This is a genomic window from Bacillus sp. KICET-3, assembly GCF_033261025.1.
In the GTDB taxonomy this organism is placed as follows: domain Bacteria; phylum Bacillota; class Bacilli; order Bacillales; family Bacillaceae; genus Bacillus; species Bacillus sonorensis.
Window position 1 is genome coordinate 1,625,463 of sequence record NZ_CP137345.1, and the last position, 20,810, is coordinate 1,646,272.

Consider the following 20,810-nt stretch of genomic DNA (forward strand, 5'->3'; position numbering starts at 1 on the left):
AAAGGAGAATATCCTGATGCATGAACGGTATTCAAGGCAAATCAGATACCAAAACATCGGACAGGCCGGGCAGGAGAGAATTAGAAAAAGCCGCGTTTTGATTGTCGGCGCCGGGGCGCTCGGCACGGCTGCGGCTGAAGGGCTTGTGCGCGCGGGTGTCGGCGATTTGTCTATCATAGACCGCGATTACGTGGAGTGGAGCAATCTGCAAAGGCAGCAGCTCTATACGGAAAAAGATGCGGAAGACCGCCTTCCGAAAGCAATAGCGGCCAAGAACCGCCTGTCAAAAATTAATCGCGATGTCAGATTGCATACATATGTTTCAGAAGGCACTGCAGAGACGCTGAAGCCTCTCATTGAAGAAGCGGATGCGGTCGTTGATGCAACGGATAATTTTGAGACCCGTATGATCATCAATGACCTGGCGCAGCAGACGAATACCCCCTGGGTTTACGGGGCCTGCGTCAGCAGCCAGGGGATGTACATGACCATCGTTCCCGGAAGAACGCCTTGCCTCGCCTGTCTGTTTGAAGAAATACCAATCGGCGGTGCCACGTGTGATACATCGGGTATTATCTCGCCCGCTGTTCAAATGGTATCAGCTTATCAGCAGACTGAAATATTAAAGCTTTTGACCAATCGGAAAGAAGCGCTTCAAACCGCTTTTGTGACGTTTGATTTATGGATGAACACCCGTTTTGAGATGCAGATAAGTAAACACGACGAATGCCCGTCATGCGGCCGGGCGCCGATTTATCCATATCTCAGGGATGCAGGCCAAAAAAGGGCGGACGTGCTGTGCGGAAGGGAAACCGTCCAGATTCGCAGCGAAACGCTAAAACGGATTCCAAAACGGGAGCTCATCGATAAACTGGCCCGCATAGGCAAAGTTGAAGCAAATGATTACCTGCTTCATGTCTCATATGAAGCGTTCCGCATCGTGATTTTTCATGACGGGAGAGCGCTTGTTCACGGAACGAACGACATAAAGGAAGCCAACTCGATATTAGCCAGACTTATCGGTATGTAACAACAGGAGGTTTTTTGAATGATTGAAAAAAGAACACCTATTCCGGTTTTTGAAGCAGCGGCACTTGTCTCACAGCATCATAAATACGGTGAAACAGAGTGGGTCCATCTGGAGGAAAGTCTGCACAGATATGTAGCCGAGGATGTAATAGCTGATCACCATGTGCCGTCTTTTGACCGGTCTCCATATGACGGCTTCGCTGTCAGGGCGTCCGATACTGCCGGCGCATCACGGGAAAATCCGCTTCGATTCGAAGTCATCGATCATATCGGTGCGGGGGTTGTTTCAGAAAAAAAACTCGGTCCCCATCAAGCGGTCCGGATCATGACGGGCGCGCAGATTCCCGAAGGCGCGGATGCCGTCGTGATGCTGGAGCTTGCGAAAACCTATTCTGAAGGCGGAAAACACTATATGGAGCTGAAGCGGTCTTTTCAGCCAGGTGATAATATTTCAAAAATGGGGGAAGATGCGGAAAAAGGATCAGTTCTTTTAACAAAAGGAACAAGGATAACGCCCGGGGTGACTGCTGTGCTCGCGACCTTCGGCTATGCATCGGTCCCCGTGGTGAAAAAGCCGGTCATCGGCATCATCGCCACAGGAACAGAGCTGCTGAATGTCAGCGACCCGCTCGTTCCTGGGAAAATCCGCAACAGCAATGCAAGCATGGTGATTGCTCAAGTTGAAGAGGCCGGCGGAAAACCCCTTTATTTGGGGAAAATTTCGGATCAGTTCGAGGAAAGCTTTGACGCCGTCAACAATGCACTAGAAAAGGTTGATTTTCTGATTACGACCGGCGGGGTTTCGGTGGGAGATTTTGATTTTTTGCCTGCGATTTATGAGAAGCTCGGTGCAGAGGTGCTGTTTAATAAAGTGGCGATGCGTCCTGGAAGTGTGACGACAGTCGCTCATTTGGACGGAAAGCTGCTATTTGGGCTTTCAGGAAACCCGTCAGCATGCTTCGTTGGGTTTGAGCTGTTCGTCAAGCCTTCCGTCAAGACCTGGCTTCTTGATCAAAAGCCGTATGCCTTGTGCGCTGAAGCTGTTTTAACCAAGGATTTCCCGAAACCGAATCCGTTTACCCGCTTTGTCCGTTCTTTTGTTTCGGTCAAAGATGGGATGCTCCAGGCAGAGCCTGTCGGCTTGGATAAATCAGGCGCCGTCACCTCGCTTGCGAATGCGAACGCACTCGTCGTGCTGCCAGGCGGGACAAGAGGCTATGAAGCCGGAAGGCGTGTGCATGTTCTTTTATATCGGGAAGAGATCGGAAGTGAACAGCTGTGGCCCGAAATGTTCCAATCCTCCAGATCGTAGGCTATCAAAACAGCGGCAAAACAACCTTTGTCGAAAGGCTTTTGGAAAAGCTTGAAAGTCTTGGCGTGAAAGCGGGCTGTCTGAAGCATCACGGACATGGGGGAGAGCCGGACCTTATTGGAGAAGGAAAGGATTCCGCCCGTTTTTTGCTGGCTGGGGCGGCGGCTTCCGGTGTAGAAGGAGATGGTGTTTTTCAGTTTACAGCCCGCGGTGGCTGGACCCTTGAGAAGCTGATTGCCGTTTATGGGCTGTTATCGATTGACTGCCTGTTGATTGAAGGATTTAAGCAAGCGTCATATCCGAAGATCGTGATGGTCAGAAATGAAGAGGATCATCAATTGGTTGAGCAGCTAGATGGTGTTCTCGCTGTCATATATCAGCGCGGCAAACCGCCTGTGACAACACCGGACATAAAATCCTTCCATATTGAAGATCCTGGCGCTGTGTCATTCATATTACAACATCTAAAGGAGGAAGGCGTTTGTCTGAACGATTTAATGTAACAAATGAACCGATCGCGATCGAAGATGTCGTCAAAAAAGTGGAGAAAAGAGAAGCCGGAGCGATTACGACATTTATCGGCACTGTGAGAGAATGGACGAATGGAAAAAAAACACTCTATCTCGAATATGAAGCTTACGTCCCGATGGCGGTCAACATGCTGGCCCAAATAGGGGAAGAGATCGAAGAAAAATGGCCGGGGGCGACAACGGCGATTACCCACCGGATCGGGAGGCTGGAAATATCGGACGCAGCAGTGGTCATCGCCGTTTCTTCTCCTCATCGGAAAGCCGCATATGAAGCGAACGAATATGCGATTGAAAGAATTAAGCAAATTGTGCCGATCTGGAAAAAAGAGCATTGGGAAAACGGAGAATCCTGGATCGGGGACCAGCTTGAAACCACCGCCTATCCGGAAGGGGAACCAAACATCGAAGCGGCTGCTTCAACGAAAGGAAGAGGTGCTGAATGTGATTAAAATTCTCTTATTTGCCGGTCTTGCAGAACAAGCAGGCACTCAGAGCATCATGATGGAGGAAGAGCACACGACAACAGACCGCATCAGGTCATTTTTAAAAGAAACCTATCAGCTTCAAGGAACAGACCGGGCGATGATCGCGGTTAATGAAGTGTACAAGAGGGGCAACAGTGACGTAAAGTCAGGTGACACAGTCGCGTTCATTCCCCCGGTCAGCGGAGGGTGAAAAGCAATCAGGCAATCGGTTACGCATACGCTATAACCGATTGTCGTTTTTATTAGAAGAATTTCCGAGGTAAAGAAAACAGCCCCGTCGTTCTTTGGAAATGTTTGGTTCTAATTTTTGAATCAGGTCATAAAGCTCACTAATACGGTGAACATTAAAATTGGTCCGTTCTTTTAGTTTCATTTTAAGCTCTTTTGTCGTTACGATTTTTCCTTGCTGCTGTTTAATAATTTCCACGCAATGTGCTGCATAATACTCTTTATTGGAGCGTCTATATCGCTGGATTTCCCTGTCAAGCTCGCCTAGTCTGGCATAGATGACTTCCCGTTCTTTCCGGATGTCTTTCCAGATTTTTTGCTCCAATTCACCTAATAGGAGAAGCCGTTTTTTTAAAGCCTCTCTTTTCGACATTGCAATCAACTCCGTTATTCAGTATTTGATAACTTTTTCTATTATTTTACATCATCTTCCTTCATTCATCAAAAAATTTCCTTTATATTTTTAAAATCCGGGAAAAAAATATATATTTATAGACCAAGAGGGGATTCCGGCATTAGTGGTAATATGTCTACATAATGAGTCTGAATTTTTTAAAAACGGTGGAATTTTATTTCGGAAACCGATATATTAAATGATGTGCTCTTGTTTACATGAATTGGAAAGGTGCTGGTGCGAATGGAGTCGCTGAAAAAACTAAAAGCCTTTTATTGGCCTTATAAAAAATTTTTTGTATGGTCGCTCTTTTCAATGCTCTTGATGACGGCCATTACGGTTGTTTATCCGATTATGCTTCAAATGACGATTGATGTAGTGATTCTCGACGGCCAATATGACTGGATTATAGGGCTCAGCTTAGGTTTCATTGCCGTGATGGCGGCAAAAGGAGCTGCAACTTTTTTTCATCAATATCTCGGAGATATGTTTGGCATTCAATCAGTTTACCGGTTGCGGAAAGAACTGTATGCCAAGCTTCAGAGACTTCCGTTTACGTATTATGACAGCGCCAAAACGGGGGATCTCATGTCCCGTCTGACCGCGGATGTCGAGGGGATACGATTCTTTTTATCTTTCGGCTTTGCAGAGGCGATCAGGTTTGTATTGCTCGTGACGCTCAGCCTGGCTGTCATGTTTTCTTATTCTGTTCCGCTTACGCTTGTCACCATCGCCTCGCTGCCGTTTTTGGGGGCGGCTGTCTATCGCTTTGATAAAAAGGTGCATCCCGCTTTTCGGAAAATCAGGAAATCATTTGCCCGTTTAAATACGAAAGTCCAGGAAAACATCAGCGGAATGAACACCGTCAAATCCTTATCAAAAGAAGACTACGAGATTCAGAATTTTACCGATTCGAATGAACATTTTCGGAATAAAAACTTAAACGCATCATTCATCATGTCGAAATACTTTCCTTTAATGGAGTTTATCGGCAATATATGTCTCGTTGCCCTTCTTTCGTTTGGCGGCTGGCTTGTCATTCATAACCGCCTGCAGCCGGGTGAACTCGTCGCTTTTTTCAGTCTTGTCAATTACATGATGTGGCCGATCATGAATCTCGGCTATGTGATCAACTTGTTTTCACAAGCGAAGGCATCGGGAGAGCGGCTTTTGGAAATTATTGAGGCCGATGAGAAAATCACCGACTGCGGTCATCCGGAGGAAGGCGGCAGGATTCATGGAGATGTGGTATTCAGCGGCGTTTCCCTTCAATATTCAAAAGGAAGTGCAGACGCTTTACATGGGGTGTCCTTTGAAGCGCCCCGCGGAAAAACGATTGGCTTAATCGGGGCGACCGGTTCAGGGAAGAGCAGCATTATTCAATTGCTAAGCCGTTTTTATGAACCGACAGCGGGAAACATCGCGATTGATGGAAAGCCCCTTTCCCATTATTCGTTAAAAATGCTCCGCTCCAACATCGGGATAGTGCCTCAGGAATCGTTTTTATTTTCATCCACCATCCGTGCAAATATTTCCTATGGCAGACCTGATGCATCGCTGGATGACATTATCGAAAGCGCGAAACGGGCCCAGGCTCATGATTTTATCATGGAGCTTCCCGATCAATATGAAACAATGCTCGGAGAAAGAGGGCTCGGGCTGTCGGGAGGTCAAAAGCAGCGGATTGCGATAGCGAGAGCGATTTGTCTAAATCCCAGCATATTGATTCTGGACGACTCGACAAGCGCTGTCGATATGGAGACAGAGCACAGGATTCAGCTGGCGCTTCAGGAAGTGATGCGGGGCAGGACGACATTTATTATCGCCCACCGGATTTCATCCTTAAAGCATGCCGACGAAATACTCGTTCTTGATAACGGCGCTGTAACAGAAAGAGGAACACATGAGGAATTGCTTGAAAAAAACGGTTTGTACAAACGGATTTTCGATTTGCAATATAAAGACAAACATATACTGAATGAACCGCATTTTGCAGGGTAGGGGGTCGCATATGGAAAATCAGGCGAGAAAACAAACGATCCAGAACCGGTTTTTTTACGCTTCAGACCAAATCATTGAAAAGCCTTTTAACTGGGCGCAAATGTGGCGGCTGCTCACATATTTAAAGCCTTACCGTAAAAACCTGCTTCCTTTGTCTTTTATCACGGTGATCATCGCCGCTGCTGTCAGGCTGACAGTCCCGATCTTGATCGGCGTCTATGCGCTCGATCAAGCGATCGCGGGCAAGGATATGAATCTCTTATTGATATTAATATGTGTCATCAGCATCATGTACCTGATCAATTATGGAGCCAATGTCCTGAGAATCCGCTGGATGAACAAGCTTGGACAGCATGTGATTTACGATCTCAGACAGCATTTGTTTACACATGTCCAGCGCCTTTCACACCGTTTTTTCGATGAACGGTCGGCAGGCTCCATTCTTGTCCGCATCATGAACGATATCAATTCTTTGCAGGAGCTGTTTACGAGCGGGGTCATCAATTTGCTGATGGACATTTTGCTGCTCCTTGGAATTATCGTGATTCTCTTTTCGCTCAGCCCTGAGCTGACGATTGCGATCATGGTTACCTTGCCTGTCATGTTCTTTATCTCCACCAATCTGCGTCGGAAAATCAGACGTTCATGGCAAAAGGTCCGATTGAAACAATCGAAGCTCAATTCCCATTTAAATGAAAGCATCCAGGGAATCCGGGTTACGCAAGCCTTCACACAGGAAAAAGAGAATATGATGTATTTTGACGGAGTCAACAGTGAAAACCTGGAGTCCTGGCGCGAAGCAACGAAAAAAAACGCGACATTCCGCCCGCTTGTTGAAATGACAAACGCAGTCGGAACGGCCATTTTAATTTGGTACGGATCAAGCCTGATCATCAATGAAACGATTACGATCGGCGTCTTCGTATCTTTTGCCTTTTATCTCGGAATGTTCTGGGAGCCGATTTCAAGGCTTGGTCAAGTCTACAACCAGCTGCTGATGGGGATGGCCTCTTCTGAACGGATCTTTGAATTTCTTGATGAAAAGCCGAATGTCGCTGATAAAGAAGACGCGGTCAGCATAAAGGAATTGAAGGGACTTATTGAATTTGAGGAGGTTGAATTCTCTTACGACGGAAAGCGAAAAGCGCTTCATAGCATATCCTTTGACATTCCCGCCGGAACTTCATTGGCGCTCGTCGGTCATACGGGATCAGGAAAGACGACAATCGCCAGTTTAATCAGCCGGTTTTACGATGCCACAGGGGGAACGATCAAAGTGGACGGAATTCCGATCACCGATGTTTCACTGTCTGACCTTCGTTCACAAATCAGCATCGTCCTGCAGGATACTTTTATTTTCTCGGGAACGATCATGGAAAATATCCGTTTTGGCCGTCCCGACGCGACAGATGAAGAAGTGATGGAGGCGGCAAAGGCCGTCGGGGCCGACTCGTTCATATCGGAGCTTCCGAACGGATATGCCACAGAAGTGGAAGAACGAGGCAATATTCTGTCGGCCGGGGAAAGGCAGTTAATTTCATTTGCAAGAGCGCTTCTGGCCGACCCGCGCATCCTCATTCTGGATGAAGCGACAGCCAGCATTGACACGGAGACAGAGGTCAAAATCCAGGCGGCATTGAAAACCCTGCTTCACGGCCGGACGGCGATTATGATCGCTCACAGGCTTTCAACGATAAGGGACGCCGATAACATTATGGTGCTTGACCGCGGCCGAAAAATAGAGGAGGGCAGCCACCGGGAATTAATTCAGAAGCGCGGAATGTATTATGAGCTAGTAAAAGCGCAGTATCAAATGTTTCAGGCGGAGTGACAGCATCGTCACACCGTCTGTTATTATGTTGTTATACATGAAACATTTTTTACCTTCCATACGTACAAACAGATAAAAAAGAATAGGGGGAATGAAAATGGAAAGTCAGCTAGATCTATCAAAAGAAGGAAGAAGACCGTCTTTATTGGGATTGATCACTAGTCCGGGAGAGCAGTTTGAGAGAATGAGAGATAAGCCGGTTTTCTGGCTGCCGCTTGTAGTCGTTCTCATCATATCCGTTGCCGGAGCTTATTTTCTCAATCAGAAATTGAGTATCTCCTCTGAACTTCAAGAGCTGCCAAATGCTGAACTGATCACATCTGTGTTAAGTGTCATCAGTATAGTCGGGAGTATCATTGGCAGTACTATTTCCCTGCTCGTCAGCGCTCTCATCTACTGGCTGATCGTTAAAATCGGGAAAGGACAGACCGATTATGTCCACATGTTTTCGCTTGCCGTTTTTATATATTTCATCGGAGCGATCGGACAATTGATCAACGGCGCTGTCATCTCCTTTGCGAATATTGATCCCGAGGTTATCGTGACATCTTTAAACGGTGTCATTCCGGCCGGGCAACCGCTAAAGTCGCTTTTGGCGGTGTTTGAAATTTTTGCGATCTGGAAGCTCATCCTGCTTGCTTTAGGTTTGCAAAAAGTAGGCGGCATTTCAAAAAAAGCCGCTTGGACCGGGGTCGCTGTTTTATTTGTCATTTCCATTTTGCTGGCGCTAATAGGCGGTTTGTTTATAAACTTTTCCGAGTCATTTGAAGGAGCGTTATAAATGAAAAAAATCTGGATCGCTATCGGGATTGTTTTTGCAGCCGCACTTTTAATCGGGATCAACATCTACCGCTCTGTACAAACGAGCGGTGGAGAAAACGGAGCGATGGAAATCGTCAGTCTTCAAGAAAAAGAAATCACATCAACTGTCATGGTCCCCGGGACGCTCATGTTTGCAAATGAGCAATACGAATATGAAGATCCTGATAAAGGAAAAATTGCTGAAGTCAAAGTGAAAGAGGGAGACCGCGTCAAAAAAGGGGACGTGCTATTCACCTACTCCAATGAGGAAATGGAGCTTGAAAAAAAACAGAACGACCTTTCCATTGAATCCAAGGAGCTTCAGCTTGAACAAATTCAAAAAAAGATCAGTCAATTAGCAGCTAAGGAAAAGGACTTAAAGGCTCAGCTTGGCGCAAAAGCAGCCGAAAAGCAAATTGATGAAGAGCGGGATCAGCTTGAAATGGAGAAGCAAACGGCGCAGCTTGAACTGAAGCAAGCCCTCTTGCAGAAGGAGACGCTTCAGAAAAAAATGGCCGCGTTTGATGTGAAAAGTGAAATCGATGGAACTGTGATCACCGCGGATAAAGAAGCAGCAGGCAAGAAAACGGACACCCGGCGGCCCATCATACATATCGGCAATGATAACAAGCTTGTCGTCAGAGGTGTGCTGTCAGAATATGACGTATTAAAAGTGAAGAAGGGGCAAAACGTAACGATAACTTCAGATGTCATTCCTGATAAAGAATGGAGAGGCAGAGTATCTGCAGTCGGACTGGCTCCGGAGCAGCAGGAGGCTCCAGGAACGCAAACCGGCAAGGAAGAAAATGCGGTGAAGTATCCTTTCGAAGTGAAGGTCAGAGGAAAGCTTTTTCAAGCCAAGCCGGGTTTTAAAATGATCATGAACATCCAGACAGATAAAAGAACGGTTCAAGTATTACCTTCAGGCGCCGTCAAACAAGAAGGCGGCGAATCGTTTGTATTTGCCGTGAAAGAAGGAAAAACGAAAAAGACCAAAGTGAAAACGGGAGAAAAAACGGACGGCGAATTTGAAATCACCGCGGGTCTGACAAAAGAAGATCAGATCATCGCCAACCCGGACGATGACTTGAAAAGCGGAACGGAAGTGAAGCTTAAATGATTGAGCTTTCCAAGTTGAAAAAAAGCTATCAAATCGGACGGGAGACCATCGATGTCCTAAGAGGAATCGATGTCAAGATTGAACAAGGCGAATATCTTTCCATCATGGGGCCTTCAGGCTCGGGAAAATCGACGCTGATGAATATTATCGGCTGTCTGGACAGGCCGACATCAGGCGTCTACAAGCTGGAAGGGGAAGATATTTCTTCGTACGGGGAGAAGGAGCTCGCCCGAATCAGAAACCGGTCAATCGGTTTCGTGTTTCAGCAGTTCCAGCTGCTGCCGAGGCTGACTGCCTTGAAAAATGTCGAACTGCCAATGATCTATGCGGGCATTCCAAAAAAAGAACGCCGTGAACGGGCGGAGCTAGCTCTTGAAAAAGTCGGGCTGGAGGACCGGATGGACCATATGCCGAACGAGCTTTCCGGCGGCCAGAAGCAGCGTGTGGCGATCGCCAGGGCGATTGTCAATGAACCGAAGCTGATTTTGGCGGATGAACCGACGGGCGCGCTTGACACAAAGACGAGCATGGCGATTATGGAGCAATTTACCCGATTGAATGGGGAAGGGACAACGGTTGTACTCGTCACACATGAACCGGAAATCGCAGAATATACCAGCCGCATCATTATGATGCGTGACGGAGAAATGGTTCCTGCTGAAAGAGAGCGGAGGGGAGCGGCAGAATGAATCTCACGGAAAATGTCAGAATGGCCTTCAGCTCCATTCTGGCCCATAAGCTTCGTTCAATCCTTACGATGCTTGGAATCATCATCGGTGTAGGCTCTGTCATTGTCGTTGTTGCCGCAGGACAGGGCGGGGAGCAGATGCTTAAGCAGTCAATCAGCGGACCTGGAAACACGGTTGACATCTATTATAATCCAAGCGAGGAAGAGCTGGCCGCCGACCCGAATGCGTACTTGAACGCCAGTTTTACAGATGAGGATATAAGAAGCTTAAAGTCTATTGAAGGAGTGAAGCGAGTCGTTGCCAAAGCGACCCAGACCATGAATGTCCGGTTTCGCGAGGAAGAATCCGAATCGACGGTGAACGGGATTCATGACGGATATATCAGCATCAATTCATTGAAACTCGCAGAAGGCAGAATGTTTACGGAAACCGAATATAGGACGGGGAAAAGGGCGGCGATCGTGTCGTCAAAACTGGCGGAAGAATTGTTTTCCGGCCAATCTCCGCTCGGTCAAATTGTCTGGATCAACGGGCAGCCTGTTCAAATCATCGGCGTTTTGAAAGATGAAGCCGGATTGCTTTCCATGGGGATGAATGAAATGTACGTTCCATTCACGATGTTAACGTCTTCATTCGGCATTAGTGATTACAGTTCTGTCTCTGTACAGGCCCGGTCTCCTGATGATTTGCAGGCTGTCGGAAAACGGGCGGCGGAAATTGTAAATGGCAATCACGGCACAAAAGACTCCTATGAAGTGATGAACATGGAAGAAATCGCGGCCGGGCTCAGCCAGATTACGACGATTATGACGATGTTTATCGGCTCAATCGCAGGCATTTCTTTATTGGTCGGAGGGATCGGCGTCATGAACATTATGCTTGTATCGGTCACAGAACGGACGAGGGAAATCGGTATTCGGAAATCGCTTGGTGCGACAAGAGGCCAGATTTTGACCCAGTTTTTGATCGAATCCTCTTTAATCACCCTGATCGGCGGAGTACTGGGGATCGGGCTTGGATATGGAGGTTCTTCTCTGATATCATTGATTGCCGGCTGGCCGCCGCTTGTCTCCTGGCAGGTTGTTCTCGGCGGTGTCTTATTCAGCATAGCAATCGGTATCCTCTTTGGTCTGATCCCCGCCAATAAGGCGGCAAGGCTTGATCCAATTGAAGCATTGCGCTATGAATAAAAACTGGCCCTCGCCGAATGCGCTCTGGGCATCTCGCCCGCATAATCTTCAGGCAGATTGCGGGATTAAAAGACCGTTTTTGAAACGGTCTTTTTTGATGCGAATGTCCCCAATTTCATGCAAAATTAAGCTAATTTTAAAAAAACAGACGATGAATCAATGATAGACTTGAAATTGCTGTGAAATTGAGCTTCATAGCATAAAAAGGAATGTTTAGGAGGGTTCGAAAGTGGAAGCGGATATGACCACAGGAAATGAGAAAAAGCCGTCTTTGTTCGGTCTGATCACAAGCCCTGTCCGGCAGTTTGAAAGAATGGGTAAACGGCCGGCCATTTGGCTGCCGATGGTGATTGTCCTGGCTTTATCAGCGGCATCTACATATCTCAATGTCGCAACATTTTATTCGAGTGTGCAAAGATTCGAAATAACAGCATATTTCCAATCACTGTCTATTTTATTGGATATTCTCAAGACGGGCATATTTTTCTTTTTAAGCGCTCTAATATTTTGGCTGATCGCTTCAATCGGAGGCGGGAAAACCAATTTTCTAAGCATGCTATCATTGTCTATTTTTATCAGTTTTATTGCGACAAGCGGACATGTGATTAACAACCTCGTTTATTATGTATCAGAAGGCAAACATGAGGCTCCGGTCACTTCCTTGCAAGGCATCATTTCAATAGGCGAGCCTTTTCAAAGCATGTTGGGCGTATTCGATATTTTTACGGTATGGCCGCTTATTTTAATTGGTGTTGGTCTCCAGCATGCGGGGGGAGCATCAAAACGGGCTTCCTGGATCGGAGTGGCCGTTTTGTTCGCTCTGATTTTTCTAGTCGCTAGTTTATTCGGGCTGGCTAAAGCATTTTTTTCGGCCACGTTCTAGAGGCTTGAGCCCAATATCGGGTCAGGAACACTCGGTGCTTCTCAAGACTGAGGAAAAAGCAAATTTCCGCCCGATTTTATTTGACGTAAGCTATCTTTAAAAAAACAATTCCTTTGACACACAATAGACTGGAGATTGATTTTAATTTTATAAAAAGGAATGATCAGGAGGAATAAGAAAGTGGAAGTAAATGTGGAAACAGTGAAAGAAAAAAAGCCGTCTTTGATCGGCCTTATCACGAGTCCTGTCCAGCAGTTTGAGAGAATGAAAGAACGGCCTGTCATCTGGCTGCCAATGATCATCGTGATTGCATTATCTGCCTTATCCGTTTATCTCGTCACCTCGAAATTTGCCGCAGATGCAGATTATGTAGTGCATTTTAGTGCTTTAAAAAGCGGTGTAGCCGTTTTTCGTGATATTTTTCAATCTATTATCTTCTTTGTGCTCAGTGCTTTGGTGCTATGGCTGCTCGCAAAAATCGGCGGAGGAGCAACCAATTTTATTTGCATGGTCTCATTATCCGTTTTTGTAAACTTCATTCCCGTCGTTAGGGATGTCATCATCAGCGCCATTTATTATATAACAGATTCTGAAGCGGCCTTTTCTGTGACGTCGCTGGACGGGATCATCCCTGCCGAGGAGCCTCTTCTGACCGTTTTAAGCGCCTTTGACATTTTTACGATCTGGAGTTTTGCTTTAACGGCTGTAGGTTTGCAAAAAGCGGCCGGATCTTCAAAGCGGGCCGCATGGATTGGTGTAGCCGTGTTATTTATCCTTAAGCTTCTTTTTGCGTATTTATTCGGGATGTTACAAGTTTTAGTGGAAAATATGCCTAGTTAACAAGACGGACTTTTGTCGGCCTCATGCTTCTGCATGAGGTTTTATTTTGCTTAATTTTTCTCTTCGGCGAATGAATGAATTCAGAATAGATCATAATAATGTCACATATTTTTGCGGATTTTTATCGCTTATACAGTTTACAAATGGTACATATCACGTTAAGATGTTGAAATGTGAAAGATTTTGATGGTTATTGAATGAATTTGAAAGATTTTTGTTGAGTTATGTCGAAAAAGCGTTTACAATAGAATTGTAAGCTAAATGAAGGCGTTTCCAAAAGAGGGGTGGTAATGTGTTGACTCCCGAACGGCATCAGCTGATCATCGATGAAATTGAAAAGCATGATGTCGTGAAAATCCAATACTTAATGAATTTGACAAAAGCATCTGAGTCAACGATCAGAAGAGATTTGTCGACGCTAGAAGCCCGCGGATATTTAAAGCGTGTTCATGGAGGGGCATCAAGGCTGTCCGATATTCGGAAGGAGCCGGATATGCTTGAGAAATCATCCAAAAACCTTCATGAAAAGAAAAAAATCGCCAAGGAAGCTGCCTCTCTGCTTGAAGAAGGCGATTGCATTTATCTAGATGCCGGGACGACCACTTTGCAAATGATCGACTTTATAGATCAAGAGAAGGATATAATCGTGGTCACAAACGGGGTCATGCATATCGAGGCATTAATCAAAAAGGGCATTACTTTTTATTTATTGGGCGGACATGTGAAGCACAAAACAGGCGCGATTGTTGGCGGCTCCGCTTTGACGGATATCGGCCGGTACCGGTTTGACAAAAGCTTTATCGGTGTCAATGGGATTCATAAAGAAGCGGGTTTTACAACACCTGATCCTGAAGAAGCCCTCTTGAAAACGAAAGCTGTCAAACAGGCAAAAAAAGCCTTTGTTTTGGCGGATGCTTCCAAGTTTGGGGAAATGTCTTTTTCTGCCTTTGCAAGTTTAGACGAAGCAACTATCATTACAGCAGGATCTGCAACGCATTCATTTGATAACTATCAAGAAAAAACTGTCGTAAAGGTAGTGAAAACATGATATACACTGTAACTCTCAACCCATCAGTCGACTACATTGTTCACGTTGAAGACTTTACTCTAGGCGGATTAAACCGTTCAGTCTATGACTCGAAATATCCAGGAGGAAAAGGGATCAACGTCTCACGGGTATTAAACAGACACCATGTGCCATCAAAGGTTCTCGGTTTTGTCGGCGGTTTTACCGGGGGATATATCAAGTCATTCTTGGAAGAAGAGAAGCTTGAGACAGCCTTTCATGAGGTGAATGGGGATACCCGGATCAATGTAAAGCTGAAAACCGGTGATGAAACGGAAATCAACGGACAGGGCCCTGCAATCACAGATGAAGACTTCGCTGCATTTTTAGAGCAGTTTTCCGCAATGAAAGAAGGGGACATCGTCGTATTGGCAGGAAGCATTCCAAGTTCACTGCCTCAAGATACTTATGAAAAGATTGCGGAAAGATGCAGGGAGCAAAACGTCAAGGTTGTCGTCGACATCTCAGGGGAAGCGCTGCTAAAGGCGCCGAAAATGAATCCGCTTTTAATGAAGCCGAACCATCATGAACTCGGAGAAATGTTTGGAACAACGATTCAGTCTGCTGAAGAAGCGGTTCCTTACGGGAAAAAGCTGATTGAGCAGGGGGCGGAGAACGCCATCGTTTCAATGGCCGGCGAAGGCGCTCTTTTATTCACAAAAGATCAGGTCTACCATGCCAATGTACCTAAAGGAAAGCTCGTAAACTCCGTAGGCGCGGGAGATTCAGTGGTTGCCGGTTTTCTTGCGGGAGTCGAAAAGCAGCTGGACATCAAAGAGGCGTTTCGGCTAGGGGTTGCTTCAGGAAGCGCTACTGCTTTCTCTGAAGAGCTCGGAACGGAAGAGCTGGTCCAAAAACTGCTCCCTGAAGTTCAGGTCAAAGCCATCTAAAGGAGGAAAGGGAACGTTATGAAAATAACAGAGCTACTTACGAAGCATACGATCAAGTTGAACCTTGAGAGCGGCAAGAAAGAAAACGTTATTGAAGAAATGGTAACGGTTTTGGATCAAGCCGGAAAATTAAATGATAAAGAAGGCTACAAGGAAGCGGTCATTAACCGTGAAAAACAAAGCTCCACAGGGATCGGCGAAGGAATTGCCATTCCCCATGCGAAAACAGCCAGCGTTAAAGAGCCGGCGATCGCATTCGGCCGTTCGAAAGAAGGCGTCGATTATGAATCATTGGACGGACAGCCGAGCCATCTGGTCTTTATGATCGCGGCAACCGAAGGTGCGAATAACACCCACCTTGAAGCCCTGTCCAGACTGTCAACTTTGCTTATGCGTGAAGAAATCCGCAAGCAGCTCCTTGAAGCAGAAACAGAAGATGAAATCATCGACATTATCAACAAGCATGATTCAGACGATGAAGAGGAAGAACAGGCTGATGAGCCTCAAGCTCCTTCATCAAAAGGAAAAATCCTTGCGGTTACAGCTTGTCCGACTGGTATCGCGCATACCTTCATGGCAGCTGACGCTTTGAAAGAAAAAGCGAAAGAAATGGGCGTTGACATTAAAGTAGAAACAAACGGTTCCGGCGGAATCAAAGGGGCGCTGACGGCTCAAGAAATTGAAGACGCCGTGGCCATCATCGTCGCTGCCGATAAGCAGGTTGAGATGGAGCGCTTTAAAGGAAAACACGTCATTGAAGTGCCTGTTACGGCAGGAATCAGACGGCCAAAAGAACTGATTGAGCAGGCGTTAAAGCAAGATGCGCCAATCTATCAGGGAACAGGCGGAGGTAAAGCCGCTTCCGAAGATGGAGCCGGAGCTGCAAAAGGAAAAGGCGGCGGTTTTTACAAGCACTTGATGAGCGGTGTCAGCAACATGCTTCCGTTTGTCGTCGGCGGCGGAATTTTAGTTGCCATTTCGTTCTTCTGGGGTATCAACTCGGCAAAACCGGGAGACCCTTCTTATAATGAATTTGCGGCAGTTTTAAATGCAATCGGCGGCGGCAACGCATTAAAATTAATCGTCGCTGTATTGGCCGGATTTATCGCGATGAGCATTGCGGACCGTCCTGGTTTTGCGCCTGGTATGGTCGGCGGATTTATGGCAACTTTGGCTGATGCAGGGTTCTTGGGCGGATTAATCGCCGGATTCCTTGCCGGTTACATCGTTGTTCTATTGAAAAAAGCATTTGCAGGTCTTCCGCAAGTGCTTGACGGATTAAAGCCTGTTTTAATCTATCCATTGTTCGGTATCTTCTTTACGGGAATTATCATGCATTATATCGTCAACACGCCTGTCAAGATGATCATGGATGGCCTGACACATTGGCTTGAAAGCCTTGGCACAGGAAACCTTGTCGTCATGGGTATTATTTTAGGCGGTATGATGGCGATTGATATGGGAGGTCCGATTAACAAAGCGGCCTTTACATTCGGGATTGCGATGATTGACGCAGGAAACTTTGGTCCGCACGCGGCCATCATGGCAGGCGGTATGGTGCCTCCGCTCGGTATCGCGCTAGCGACGACATTCTTCAGAAACAAATTTTCAAAACGTGACCGTGAAGCTGGTATTACGTGCTATTTCATGGGTGCGTCATTTATCACTGAAGGCGCGATTCCGTTTGCGGCAGCCGATCCGGCGCGGGTTATCCCTGCTTGTGTAATCGGATCAGCAATCGGGGGCGGATTGTCTCAATTTTTCCGTGTCACGCTTCCTGCTCCACACGGAGGATTGTTCGTCTTTCTGACAACAAACCATCCGCTTCTCTATTTGGTGAGCGTCGTGATCGGAGCGGTTGTCACAGCCGTCTTGCTCGGCATTTTGAAAAAGCCGGTTCCAGCTGAATAATAAGTGCTAGAAAGTGCCGCCTCGTTCTCTGTGCGGCACTTTCTTTTTTACTGTTTTTCCCGGCAGACGGCATGCTAATTAGGAAATTTCCCATGACATATGATAAAGTATAGGAAAAGCTGTTATTTTTCAATCTGTAAAGCGTGATAGACTGTTTTAGGAGGAAGCGTTTTGAGTGAAGAAAAATCCACCAAAAAGAAAAGTTCTCTCTTTGAATGGGTAAAAGCCATTATCATTGCAGTGGCTCTGGCTTTATTGATCAGGACGTTTTTATTCGAACCGTATTTAGTGGAAGGGACGTCCATGGATCCGACTCTCCATGACGGAGAGCGTCTGTTCGTCTATAAAACCGTGAAATACATTGGAGAATTTAAACGTGGGGACATCATCATTATTGACGGCGATGAAAAAAATGTCCACTATGTAAAACGCCTGATCGGTCTGCCGGGAGATACTGTGCAAATGAAGGATGACACGCTTCTCATTAACGGGAAGAAAGTGGATGAGCCATATTTGGCGGGAAATAAAAAAGAAGCCGAGTCAGTCGGCGTGAAGCTGACGGGCGATTTTGGCCCGGTAAAAGTTCCTGAAGACAAATACTTCGTAATGGGGGACAACCGCCAGAGATCGATGGACAGCCGGAACGGCCTCGGGCTGATTGATAAGAAGCGGGTGGCCGGGACATCGCAATTTGTGTTCTTTCCGTTTAATGAAATCCGAAAAACAGACTGAAAAAAGCCTGATGTCCGCTCTGGATATCAGGCTTTTTTGCTTTTTATGCTGAAAGTGACGCCAGCACGACAATAAACAGTACCGTCACAAACACTGAAGCGGTTATCAAGAGCACGCTGTAGAGGATTCTGACGTCCGCTGCTTCTTTTCCCCGCTTTGCCAGCATTCGTTTTGCCGCCATATGTACAAACGTATAGATAAGGGCGATTCCGATATAAAGGCCAAGGTCGCGCGCCGTAAAACCTGTCACGGCCAAATAAACCCCGGCAAAAAAAATAAACATGCAGTACTCTGTCAGAGTGATAAGCTTCATGTTGTCCTCCGTCTAATTTTCCGAGTTTTCCCCATAGATGACCTTTTTATAATATACCTTTTGAAGCCAGCCTACAAGAAGGCCGAATCCGGTCAAAAGACACGAAAAAATAAAAAAGTCTGAAGTCCACATATCATATCCCTTGAACAATCCGATGGACATTGTCGATATCACCATTGCAAGCGAAACAAACAGCGCATACCACGGCCTCATGTTAATCCATCGCTGAATATCAGGATCATCTTTAATATTCATGTTTCCATCCCCCAATCCACATTAATTGTAACATATTGTCACTATCCAGATGCATAAAAAAAGCGTGAAAACGGCTGCAATGGCTTTAAAACTTTATTGCAAAAAAGCAAAGCATTTCTATTAAGGGATATTCGTGTTATACTCTTTTTAATGAAGTATAGTGATGGAGGATATTAAATGATAGCTGTTAGTAATGTCAGCTTGCGGTTTGCAGACCGCAAGCTATTTGAAGATGTCAATATAAAGTTTACTCCCGGCAATTGCTACGGATTAATCGGGGCAAACGGAGCAGGAAAATCCACTTTTTTGAAAATTTTGTCAGGTGAGATTGAACCTCAGACGGGTGATGTGCACATGAGCCCGGGGGAGCGCCTCGCCGTTCTGAAACAGAACCATTTTGAGTATGAAGAACATGAAGTGCTGAAAGTCGTGATTATGGGCCATAAGCGTTTATATGAAGTCATGCAGGAAAAGGATGCCATTTACATGAAGCCGGATTTTTCCGATGAAGACGGGATTCGCGCTGCAGAGCTCGAAGGTGAATTCGCCGAGCTGAACGGCTGGGAAGCCGAAGGGGAAGCCGCGATTTTGCTGAAAGGGCTCGGTATTCCCGAAGAGCTTCATACAAAGAAAATGGCTGATCTCGGCGGTTCTGACAAGGTGAAGGTGCTGCTTGCCCAAGCGCTTTTCGGAAAGCCTGACGTGCTTCTTTTGGATGAGCCGACAAACCATTTGGATATTCAGGCGATCCAGTGGCTCGAAGAGTTTTTGATCAACTTTGAGAACACGGTCATCGTTGTATCGCATGACCGCCATTTTTTAAATAAAGTATGCACCCATATCGCCGACTTGGACTTTAACAAAATCCAAATCTATGTCGGCAACTATGACTTCTGGTATGAATCAAGCCAGCTTGCGCTTAAAATGGCGCAGGAAGCCAATAAGAAAAAAGAAGAGCAAATCAAACAGCTTCAGGAGTTCGTCGCACGATTCAGCGCAAATGCGTCCAAATCAAAGCAGGCGACTTCGAGAAAAAAATTGCTTGAAAAGATAACCCTTGACGACATTAAACCGTCATCACGGAAATATCCGTACGTCAACTTCACGCCGGAACGCGAGATTGGCAATGACGTCCTGGCCGTTAAAGATCTTTCGAAAACGATTGACGGCGTGAAAGTTCTTGATTCAGTGAGCTTTATGATGAATAAGGACGATAAAATCGCGTTTACGGGCCGCAACGAGCTTGCCGCCACAACGCTTTTTAAAATTTTGGCGGGGGAAATGGAGCCCGACAGCGGAACATTTAAATGGGGCGTCACAACCTCACAAGCCTTTTTCCCGAAGGATAACAGCGAATTTTTCGAGAACAGCGATTTAAATCTGGTAGACTGGCTTCGTCAATTTTCGCCGCATGATCAAAGTGAGAGCTTTTTGCGCGGATTTCTCGGCCGGATGCTCTTCTCGGGAGAAGAAGTGCTGAAAAAGGCAAGCGTGTTGTCGGGAGGAGAAAAAGTCCGCTGCATGCTGTCAAAAATGATGCTTTCGGGAGCAAACGTATTAATGCTCGATGAGCCGACAAACCATTTGGATCTGGAATCGATTACCGCATTGAACAACGGCTTAATCAGCTTTAAAGGCGCCATGCTGTTTACGTCCCACGACCATCAGTTTGTACAGACGATCGCCAACCGGATCATCGAGATCACGCCAAACGGCATCGTAGACAAGCAAATGAGCTATGACGAGTTTTTGGAAGACAAAACGGTACAGGAGAAGCTTGCCGAACTTTACGCATAATTCAAGAAAGCCCGCTTAAACAGCGGGTTTTCTTATATCATAAAGGAGATGGTCGCTGTGTCATGCCGAAAGGCTCTTGATCAATATATAAAAGCAACAAACACGCATGTGTTCGCAAATGTCAAAGAGCTCCTTGACCGCGACGCGGTGTATTGGTTCTCGGATCAAACGTGCTCGGGCTTTGAGGAGATTCAGCGTTACTTTGAAAACGCCTGGAAGCAAATCGAAAACGAAGTATACAGCGCCAAGGATGTCAGTTGGATCACTGAAACAGACGAACAGGCCGTTTGCCTGCATACGTACGAATGGAAAGGATTTTATCAAGGCGAACCGGTTTCCGGGGCAGGCCGTGCGACAAACGTATTTATAAAGGACGAGTCGGGAAACTGGAAGCTAAAGCACGAGCATTTAAGCAGCTTGCCGAAATCGTGATGAAACGGAGAGGTGTGCTTTGCCGGGATCATTGGACGCTTTTTGGCCGTTACAGTCACCGGCTGAAGAGTGAACGGGTCG

Annotated in this window: 22 protein-coding genes; 19 read left to right on the forward strand and 3 right to left on the reverse strand. The window is 46.3% G+C overall.

Annotated elements, in window-relative coordinates:
• Positions 1-16: 16 nt before the first annotated feature.
• Genes R5H20_RS08240 through moaD form a run of 5 tightly spaced genes read left to right on the forward strand, consistent with a single transcriptional unit; the run spans position 17 to position 3,546 of the window.
• Positions 17-1,030, forward strand: coding sequence for a MoeB/ThiF family adenylyltransferase (locus R5H20_RS08240; RefSeq protein WP_006638372.1), 1,014 nt, complete (start codon positions 17-19; stop codon positions 1,028-1,030).
• Between the two features lie 18 nt (positions 1,031-1,048).
• The gene (gene glp / locus R5H20_RS08245; RefSeq protein ID WP_006638371.1) at positions 1,049-2,341 is read left to right on the forward strand and encodes a molybdopterin molybdotransferase MoeA; all 1,293 of its coding nucleotides are present in this window, start codon (positions 1,049-1,051) and stop codon (positions 2,339-2,341) included.
• The gene (mobB, locus tag R5H20_RS08250) at positions 2,308-2,844 is read left to right on the forward strand and encodes a molybdopterin-guanine dinucleotide biosynthesis protein B (protein ID WP_006638370.1); all 537 of its coding nucleotides are present in this window, start codon (positions 2,308-2,310) and stop codon (positions 2,842-2,844) included. The genes glp and mobB overlap by 34 nt, the downstream gene beginning before the upstream one ends.
• Positions 2,823-3,320, forward strand: coding sequence for a molybdenum cofactor biosynthesis protein MoaE (locus tag R5H20_RS08255; RefSeq protein ID WP_006638369.1), 498 nt, complete (start codon positions 2,823-2,825; stop codon positions 3,318-3,320). Before mobB ends, R5H20_RS08255 begins: the two co-directional genes overlap by 22 nt.
• On the forward strand, positions 3,313-3,546 hold the full coding sequence (moaD, locus tag R5H20_RS08260; RefSeq protein ID WP_006638368.1) for a molybdopterin converting factor subunit 1: 234 nt from the start codon (positions 3,313-3,315) through the stop codon (positions 3,544-3,546). The genes R5H20_RS08255 and moaD overlap by 8 nt, the downstream gene beginning before the upstream one ends.
• 30 nt (positions 3,547-3,576) lie before the next feature.
• On the opposite strand, the gene R5H20_RS08265 is transcribed toward moaD, so the two are convergent.
• The gene (locus R5H20_RS08265) at positions 3,577-3,957 is read right to left on the reverse strand and encodes a Rok-like winged helix domain-containing protein (RefSeq protein WP_006638367.1); all 381 of its coding nucleotides are present in this window, start codon (positions 3,955-3,957) and stop codon (positions 3,577-3,579) included.
• 264 nt (positions 3,958-4,221) lie between these two features.
• Between R5H20_RS08265 and R5H20_RS08270 the strand changes: the two genes are divergently transcribed.
• The 12 genes from R5H20_RS08270 to lepB all read left to right on the forward strand — a co-directional run bounded on the left by R5H20_RS08270 (position 4,222) and on the right by lepB (position 17,932).
• A complete protein-coding gene (locus R5H20_RS08270; RefSeq protein WP_006638366.1) occupies positions 4,222-5,979 on the forward strand; it encodes an ABC transporter ATP-binding protein in 1,758 nt (585 codons plus the stop codon).
• A gap of 10 nt (positions 5,980-5,989) precedes the next feature.
• On the forward strand, positions 5,990-7,810 hold the full coding sequence (locus R5H20_RS08275) for an ABC transporter ATP-binding protein (protein ID WP_006638365.1): 1,821 nt from the start codon (positions 5,990-5,992) through the stop codon (positions 7,808-7,810).
• Positions 7,811-7,907: 97 nt separating this feature from the next.
• On the forward strand, positions 7,908-8,591 hold the full coding sequence (locus R5H20_RS08280) for a YknW family membrane protein (protein ID WP_006638364.1): 684 nt from the start codon (positions 7,908-7,910) through the stop codon (positions 8,589-8,591).
• A complete protein-coding gene (locus tag R5H20_RS08285) occupies positions 8,592-9,731 on the forward strand; it encodes an efflux RND transporter periplasmic adaptor subunit (protein WP_006638363.1) in 1,140 nt (379 codons plus the stop codon).
• On the forward strand, positions 9,728-10,420 hold the full coding sequence (locus R5H20_RS08290) for an ABC transporter ATP-binding protein (RefSeq protein WP_006638362.1): 693 nt from the start codon (positions 9,728-9,730) through the stop codon (positions 10,418-10,420). The genes R5H20_RS08285 and R5H20_RS08290 overlap by 4 nt, the downstream gene beginning before the upstream one ends.
• Positions 10,417-11,610, forward strand: a complete 1,194-nt coding sequence (locus R5H20_RS08295) for an ABC transporter permease (RefSeq protein ID WP_006638361.1) — start codon at positions 10,417-10,419, stop codon at positions 11,608-11,610. Before R5H20_RS08290 ends, R5H20_RS08295 begins: the two co-directional genes overlap by 4 nt.
• Positions 11,611-11,839: 229 nt before the next feature.
• Positions 11,840-12,493, forward strand: a complete 654-nt coding sequence (locus R5H20_RS08300; protein ID WP_006638359.1) for a YknW family membrane protein — start codon at positions 11,840-11,842, stop codon at positions 12,491-12,493.
• 180 nt (positions 12,494-12,673) lie between these two features.
• The gene (locus R5H20_RS08305) at positions 12,674-13,333 is read left to right on the forward strand and encodes a YknW family membrane protein (RefSeq protein ID WP_006638358.1); all 660 of its coding nucleotides are present in this window, start codon (positions 12,674-12,676) and stop codon (positions 13,331-13,333) included.
• A gap of 292 nt (positions 13,334-13,625) precedes the next feature.
• A complete protein-coding gene (locus R5H20_RS08310) occupies positions 13,626-14,381 on the forward strand; it encodes a DeoR/GlpR family DNA-binding transcription regulator (protein ID WP_006638357.1) in 756 nt (251 codons plus the stop codon).
• Entirely contained in the window at positions 14,378-15,289 is a 912-nt protein-coding gene (gene pfkB / locus R5H20_RS08315; RefSeq protein WP_006638356.1) for a 1-phosphofructokinase, read from the forward strand. The genes R5H20_RS08310 and pfkB overlap by 4 nt, the downstream gene beginning before the upstream one ends.
• A gap of 18 nt (positions 15,290-15,307) precedes the next feature.
• Positions 15,308-17,200 (forward strand): PTS fructose transporter subunit IIABC, encoded by a 1,893-nt coding sequence (locus tag R5H20_RS08320; protein ID WP_006638355.1) that lies wholly within the window; start codon positions 15,308-15,310, stop codon positions 17,198-17,200.
• Positions 17,201-17,371: 171 nt separating this feature from the next.
• Positions 17,372-17,932 (forward strand): signal peptidase I, encoded by a 561-nt coding sequence (gene lepB / locus R5H20_RS08325; RefSeq protein WP_006638354.1) that lies wholly within the window; start codon positions 17,372-17,374, stop codon positions 17,930-17,932.
• A gap of 43 nt (positions 17,933-17,975) precedes the next feature.
• On the opposite strand, the gene R5H20_RS08330 is transcribed toward lepB, so the two are convergent.
• On the reverse strand, positions 17,976-18,245 hold the full coding sequence (locus tag R5H20_RS08330) for a hypothetical protein (protein WP_006638353.1): 270 nt from the start codon (positions 18,243-18,245) through the stop codon (positions 17,976-17,978).
• Positions 18,246-18,257: 12 nt separating this feature from the next.
• Positions 18,258-18,500: a hypothetical protein gene (locus R5H20_RS08335; protein ID WP_006638352.1), complete on the reverse strand. Its 243-nt coding sequence runs from the start codon at positions 18,498-18,500 to the stop codon at positions 18,258-18,260.
• Between the two features lie 177 nt (positions 18,501-18,677).
• On the opposite strand from R5H20_RS08335, the gene R5H20_RS08340 reads away from it, so the two are divergent.
• On the forward strand, positions 18,678-20,297 hold the full coding sequence (locus R5H20_RS08340) for an ABC-F family ATP-binding cassette domain-containing protein (protein ID WP_006638351.1): 1,620 nt from the start codon (positions 18,678-18,680) through the stop codon (positions 20,295-20,297).
• 57 nt (positions 20,298-20,354) lie between these two features.
• Positions 20,355-20,729 (forward strand): YybH family protein, encoded by a 375-nt coding sequence (locus tag R5H20_RS08345; protein ID WP_006638350.1) that lies wholly within the window; start codon positions 20,355-20,357, stop codon positions 20,727-20,729.
• The last annotated feature ends 81 nt before the right edge of the window (positions 20,730-20,810 follow it).